This is a genomic window from Staphylococcus sp. GDX7P312P, from assembly GCF_008385775.1.
In the GTDB taxonomy this organism is placed as follows: Bacteria; Bacillota; Bacilli; order Staphylococcales; family Staphylococcaceae; genus Staphylococcus; species Staphylococcus haemolyticus.
This window is the reverse complement of the sequence record NZ_VUKI01000053.1, coordinates 23,019-29,018: the sequence shown is the minus strand read 5'-3', so window position 1 is coordinate 29,018 and position 6,000 is coordinate 23,019. Positions and strand designations below refer to the sequence as shown.

General features: G+C 32.3%; 7 protein-coding genes. 3 read left to right on the top strand and 4 right to left on the bottom strand.

All coding sequences use genetic code 11. From position 1 onward, the window contains the following. Window positions 1-534: 534 nt before the first annotated feature. Window positions 535-981, bottom strand: a complete 447-nt coding sequence (locus F1592_RS12315) for a VOC family protein (protein WP_053016089.1) — start codon at window positions 979-981, stop codon at window positions 535-537. A gap of 112 nt (window positions 982-1,093) precedes the next feature. Then, the gene (locus F1592_RS12310; RefSeq protein ID WP_053016090.1) at window positions 1,094-1,642 is read right to left on the bottom strand and encodes a TetR/AcrR family transcriptional regulator; all 549 of its coding nucleotides are present in this window, start codon (window positions 1,640-1,642) and stop codon (window positions 1,094-1,096) included. A gap of 321 nt (window positions 1,643-1,963) precedes the next feature. Between F1592_RS12310 and F1592_RS12305 the strand changes: the two genes are divergently transcribed. Together F1592_RS12305 and F1592_RS12300 are read left to right on the top strand one after the other, a co-directional pair. Beyond that, entirely contained in the window at window positions 1,964-2,434 is a 471-nt protein-coding gene (locus F1592_RS12305) for a hypothetical protein (RefSeq protein ID WP_011274829.1), read from the top strand. Window positions 2,435-2,609: 175 nt separating this feature from the next. Next, the gene (locus F1592_RS12300) at window positions 2,610-3,560 is read left to right on the top strand and encodes a CorA metal ion transporter family protein (protein WP_149809824.1); all 951 of its coding nucleotides are present in this window, start codon (window positions 2,610-2,612) and stop codon (window positions 3,558-3,560) included. 56 nt (window positions 3,561-3,616) lie between these two features. Here F1592_RS12300 and F1592_RS12295 read toward each other — a convergent pair whose 3' ends face one another. Then, complete coding sequence (locus tag F1592_RS12295) at window positions 3,617-3,934, bottom strand: YrhK family protein (RefSeq protein WP_053016092.1); 318 nt, start codon at window positions 3,932-3,934, stop codon at window positions 3,617-3,619. 90 nt (window positions 3,935-4,024) lie between these two features. Here F1592_RS12295 and F1592_RS12290 point away from each other — a divergent pair, with 90 nt between their 5' ends. Then, window positions 4,025-4,546 (top strand): methylated-DNA--[protein]-cysteine S-methyltransferase, encoded by a 522-nt coding sequence (locus F1592_RS12290; protein WP_053016093.1) that lies wholly within the window; start codon window positions 4,025-4,027, stop codon window positions 4,544-4,546. Window positions 4,547-4,635: 89 nt separating this feature from the next. On the opposite strand, the gene F1592_RS12285 is transcribed toward F1592_RS12290, so the two are convergent. Next, window positions 4,636-5,802 (bottom strand): hydroxymethylglutaryl-CoA synthase, encoded by a 1,167-nt coding sequence (locus tag F1592_RS12285; RefSeq protein ID WP_053016094.1) that lies wholly within the window; start codon window positions 5,800-5,802, stop codon window positions 4,636-4,638. Window positions 5,803-6,000: the final 198 nt, after the last annotated feature.

Sequence of the window (6,000 nt, the reverse complement as noted above, 5' to 3'; positions counted from 1 at the left end):
GTGGGAAAGGCTCGTGCCTGTAGTCACTCGACACTTTCTTTTCCACTAGGAGTCGCGCAACGCCATTTATTATCCATCTTTAGAGCTACTTACCTAAGTGCTATTGCACTTAGGTTCATTAAAATTACTGCTCCCCTAGAAGTCTCCGCAACTCTGTTTCGTAATCTATCTTAGAACTATTTACGTAAGTGTGTGAGCACTTACGTTCATTTACGCCACTGCTCCCCTAGGAGTCTTCGCAACTATGTTTCGTATTCTATCTTAGAACTACTTACGTAAATGTTTGAACACTTAAGTTCCTTTGCCACAGATTGCTTTGTTTGTATATTTTCTTATTAAACATCTCTTTGCTGAGCTTCATTCCCAAACTCTATTTATTATCTATATCAACGTTACTTTCTTAAATGAGTATGACTTTAATGTTAAATAAAAAAGCAAATTCTATAGTATTTCAATAGAATTTGCTTCTAACTAATCTATGAATTGGATGTCATAACATCTTTGATTAGTAGTTTAATAAAATCAATGTGATTATTAATTAAGTTGTGTATAGTCTTGACCATGTAACATCCAACGTACGCCATATTTATCTGTAAAGGCGCCCATTTTTCCACCCCAGAATTGTTCTTTGAGTGGCATTTCAATGTCTATTGAGTCATGATCTTTAATTTTATCGTAAAATTGTTGAACTTTATCTGAATCGTCTTGATTGTTAACATCGAAATCAATAAGTAATGAAATTCCATTATTGATGTTCTCTACACGTCCGAATGAATCAGAGCATAAAATTTTAACACCTAACACTTCAAATTCAGCGTGCATTGTAGCGTCTGCAGCCTGTTCTTTTGTCATGCCAAATTGTTCCGCTTGTTCTTCGCTCACTTCTAATCTTTTGACGTTTGTAGCGCCAAATACTTCTTCGTAATATGCTATTGCATCTTTTGCTTTTTCAAATGCTAAATATGGAAATAATTCAGTCATGATAAAACCCCTTTAGTTAGTTTATAACCCAGTCCATTATATAATGAATAGATGTAAATAGCGATTAATATACGGTCGTGAAACTTTGAACAAAATAGAATGAGTATTCTAATTAATCATGTGCTTTGACATTGATAAGTTTATGAAAGATTTGGTCCATTTGCTTAGGTTTAATCTCGACATTTTCATTCTTTTTCCAATCGATAAATGCATTTAGTACCGAACCGAACACATAGAATACTAGGCTTTTCGGTACTACATTATCAACAGTAATACGATGCATGTTTGTTTTGAAATCCTTTTGCATTATTTCAATTAAATAATTATTGCGAACATCTTCAAACTCTTTATCGTTATATTGCTTGAGTTCAATTCGAGATATCTCTTCTTTATTGAAGGAATTAGCTAAAGTTTGAAAAGGATTATTCAAACGTTCTTTAATATCAGTCGCAAAGTAGTCATCGTGAGTTAATTTTAATAGGTATTTAAGCAATTCATATTTATCGTAAAAATGTTTATAAAAAGTAGTGCGATGAACACTAGCATGCTTACAAATTTTATTAACCGTTAATGTTGTAAACATCTCTTGTTCTAGCAGTGAATACAAGCTATCAGTTAATGCCTTTTTAGTTTTAATTACCCGTAAGTCTTTATCATTCAAAATTGTTCTCCCCTAACATAGATAGAAGAATCTAATAAATTTGGTGAAACATAATATTTAATTATAGATTATATAAATACATAAATAAACATGCATTTACATTAAAAATGTAAATTACGTATAAAAAATAAACTGATTAAAAAATATGAAATGTATTGTGTAGTGATTTGGGCATAGCGTTTTAAAGCGTTTTGAAAGGGTATATGATATCCAAATAGAAACATTGTTTAACTATTAAAAATAAAATTGTAATTTTTATAAATTTATTCTATTTTCCAAGCCTAAATTTATAAATATATTCTATATGGGAGGATTTTAATTATGAAAGGCACTAAACAATTAGATCAAATTAAAGAAGATAATAAGAAGCAACTTAAAAAATTATTCAAATATGATAAAGATAATGCATTAACATTTAGCAAAGAAGATCGTGAAAAAGTTCAAGATAAATTTGGCGTATATGTTATCTTCGATAAAAAGACGCCTATCTTCGTTGGTCAAACAGGTGGCTATTCTACTGGTTACCAACTTATTACAAAAGACTTATTCAATAAATTAGGTCAATATAATTTAAAATCAGGTGTCGGCACTACTAAATTTAAAAAAGGTTTAGCACAGAAAAAAGGTGTCAATGAAGAGGATATTAAATCAATTACAGCTGAAGATTATAATTTGAAATTCCAATATGTCAATGTTAAAGATGAACCAGCGTTCATTAATGTTTTAGAAATCTTAGCAATTGAGTATGCTAAAGATAAAGGTTATGAATTATATAATTTTAACCAAAACTAATGACATCAATTGATAAGTATAAATGAATTGTTATAAGAGGTTAGGACGATTGAGGGGCTAGGACTTTGAATGAATATTGAATTCTTTCCTATTCCACATGATAGTCCTAACCTTTTGTTTTCATTTTCTGAAAAGTGGTATTGATGAGTAAAACTTATCTAAAGTAGGAGATACTATGGCAATTTGTGTCCATTTTCAAGACCAAGCAGATCACTTCCATACTGCATGTACATTTTCAGCTATTCCTGAGGATGCCAAACTTGTGTGGATTGATTTTGAGAATCCGACGAAAAACGATCAAGCAATACTCACTCAACGATTCAATATTGCTAGACACCACATTGAGGAATCTGTATTTACAGTTACGAGACCTAAAGTTAGTTATCACCCACAGAAACAGCATTTATATTTAATATTGCATGCGATTAGCCATAATAATTTCTCAGCAGAACCTCTGAGTATTACTGTTAAAGGTAATTGGACAATCACGGTTCATAAATATCCTATGGATGTAATATCAGATATCATTACGTCATTCAATAAGTCACCTAAAGCTATAACTGCGATTGAACTAACAACTATCATGGTTGATTGGATTACACATCAATATTTTGAATATGTGGATCATGTTGAAGACACTGTTTTCTCTTTTGAGGATCAAAATGTAGATAAAGTCAATAACCGTAAATTAATGGATGATGTATATAATATTCGTTCTGAAATTATTAAACTGAAACGTGTGCTCATTCCTATGGAACAACTCCTAAATGAAATAATAGATGAATCACCATTAGACGTATCACACGAATATCAACTATTGATTAAACATATTCATAGTAGAATATTAAGACAAACAGATACGTTGATGGCATGTGAGCACATCACAGATGATATTAAAGATAATAATGAGTCTTACCGTTCTAATAGAATTAACGGTGTGATGAATGTCTTAACCATTATTTCGTCTATATTCTTTCCGCTATCATTTTTAACAGGTTGGTATGGCATGAACTTCTCTTATATGCCAGAACTTGATTGGCATTATAGTTATTTCGTCTTTATTGCTATTTCATTAGTGGTTGTTGTTTCACTCATTACACTCTTCAAAAAGAAGGACTGGTTCTAACTTAAACAAAATAAGCGTATGATTCTACAAGTGCTAGATTCATACGCTTATATCTATTAATGTTGCTTCTCTTCATCGAGGAGCTGTTTATATTTGCGTTTGTAATATTTAGACAGTTTCATGTCATGGACAAAAGAAATCACAGGTCGTGCTGTCATTTGAATACTTCCAATCACAAATAGTATCGTGCCGGCAATCATTGTTTGGTCACTAAAGAATAGAAAACTACCTATTAAAAATATAATGCCCAGTACGATATCGTTGATTTGGTATAGGGCTTTGTAGAAGAATGAGATTTGCTTCGCATGATCATCTTCATTAAATTGATTGGTATTAAAATGTAAATCAACATCATCTTTATTTAAACCAGCCATTTTAACACCTCCATTATTTTAAGTAATAACATATTTCCCGTTGTACTTTGACATGAAACTTCTTCATAATGGTCAGAAAGGAGTGGTATGATGTCTTATTCAATGCTTTACGAATCTCCCGTACAAAATTTAGAACTCATTAGTGATGGTGAGTCACTTACACATGTACTCTATAAATATAACGACACAACGGTTACTCATCCAACAAATCCTGATTTAGATATTTTTAAAAAAGTGGTTGAGTGGTTAAATGAATATTTCTCAGGAAATCGTCCGCAAATTGATTTTTCACTTAAACCGGAAGGTACTGATTTTCAAAAAAGTGTGTGGCGAAAGCTACAAGAAATAGAATATGGAAAATTAAAAACATATGGTGATCTAGCGAAACGCGTAGGTGAAGAGCGTGATAAGCCGAATATGTCTGCACAAGCAGTAGGTGGTGCAGTAGGTAGCAATCCGATTTCTATTATTATTCCATGCCATCGCGTGGTTGGAAAAGATGGAAGTTTAACAGGATATGGTGGCACGATTAATCATAAAATTAAATTACTTGAGCTTGAGAAAGTAGATATGACTAAATTGTATAGACCTAAAAATTCAACTAAGCCATAACACCTTTATATTTACCCAAAAATAAAGAGGCGTTCGAGACAAGAGCCTAAATTGCTCTTATTTCGAATGCCTCTTATTTAATGTTAACGTTATTGAGGAATATGATATTGACGAATATCGTCCTGAATATTTTCTAAGTAGTAAATAGACTTATCGTCATCTGTTTGTTCAGTAGCGTGGTCGAATTCTAAATCATCGAATCGCTTGAAGAAACTTTCATAGTCTTCAACTGAAACTTCTTGACGTTCATTCAATAAAGCTTTATGTCCTTCAATATCTAGTTGTTTTTCATAGCCTTCGACTAACGTAGCACTAAAGAATTCTCCTACAGAACCAGATCCATAGCTAAACAATCCAATAGTTTGACCACCCTTAAGCGATCTATTCTCTAATAATGAAATTAAACTTAGATATAAAGAGCCAGTATAAATATTACCTACATAACGATTATAATATACTGCATCTTCATATCCAGATGTTAAACGTTCTTGCGTCGTTTCATCGGCATCATTGATAATTGAATCTAAAGCTTTTTTACCCATTTTAGTGAAAGGTACGTGGAAACATAATGACTCAAAGTCAGATAATGTTTTACCTTCACGTCGAGCATATTCGTTCCAACTTTCTTGGAATGATTTAATATATGCATCTTTAGATAACGCACCGGCAACTAATGGATATTTATGTCCAGTTGGTCTCCAGAAGTCATACACATCTTCAGTATATGCAACGGCATCATCATTCAATTCTAAGATACTTGGATTATTTGAAATCAACATAGCTACGGCACCAGCACCTTGTGTCGGTTCGCCACCAGATTGAATACCGTAACGAGCTGTATCACTTGCGATAACAAGTACCTTTTCATTAGGTCGTTTCTCAATGTAGTCTTTAGCTAATTGAATTGCAGGTGTTGCAGCATAGCAAGCTTCTTTCATTTCGAAGCAGCGTGCGAATGGCTGAATACCTAGTAAATTGTGAATTTGTACTGCAGCAGCTTTTGCATTATCGATTGCAGATTCAGTTGCTACAATGACCATTCCAATATGTTTTTTATCATCATCTGTTATAATATCTTTAGCAGCATTAGCCCCCATAGATACAATATCTTGTGATACTGGACTTACTGCCATTTGGGTTTGACCAATCCCAATTAAAAATTTATTTGGATCAACTTGGCGAGCTTCTGCAAGCTTAGCCATGTCTACATAGTATTTAGGTACGTAAAAGTTAATTTTATCGATTCCTATACTCACGGGCACTACATCCTTTCGTTATTCTAATTTTATAATTCATATTAATAGTAGCTTTTTGAGACAATTTCATTTAAAATGCTCACTAATAGAAAGCGTTTTCATACGAAAAGTTAAATGCAATAACGCATGTCGTTTAATATAGTAAAATAATAAAATACGTGAAACTGCATGGTATAACATTGAGTGTGAGATAACTTC

Excerpts from the sequence above, each read along its gene's own strand:
- F1592_RS12315 (WP_053016089.1), bottom strand. The coding sequence starts at position 981 with ATGACTGAATTATTTCCATATTTAGCATTTGAAAAAGCAAAAGATGCA.
- F1592_RS12300 (WP_149809824.1), top strand. The coding sequence starts at position 2,610 with ATGGCAATTTGTGTCCATTTTCAAGACCAAGCAGATCACTTCCATACT.
- F1592_RS12295 (WP_053016092.1), bottom strand. The coding sequence starts at position 3,934 with ATGGCTGGTTTAAATAAAGATGATGTTGATTTACATTTTAATACCAAT.
- F1592_RS12305 (WP_011274829.1), top strand. The coding sequence starts at position 1,964 with ATGAAAGGCACTAAACAATTAGATCAAATTAAAGAAGATAATAAGAAG.
- F1592_RS12290 (WP_053016093.1), top strand. The coding sequence starts at position 4,025 with ATGTCTTATTCAATGCTTTACGAATCTCCCGTACAAAATTTAGAACTC.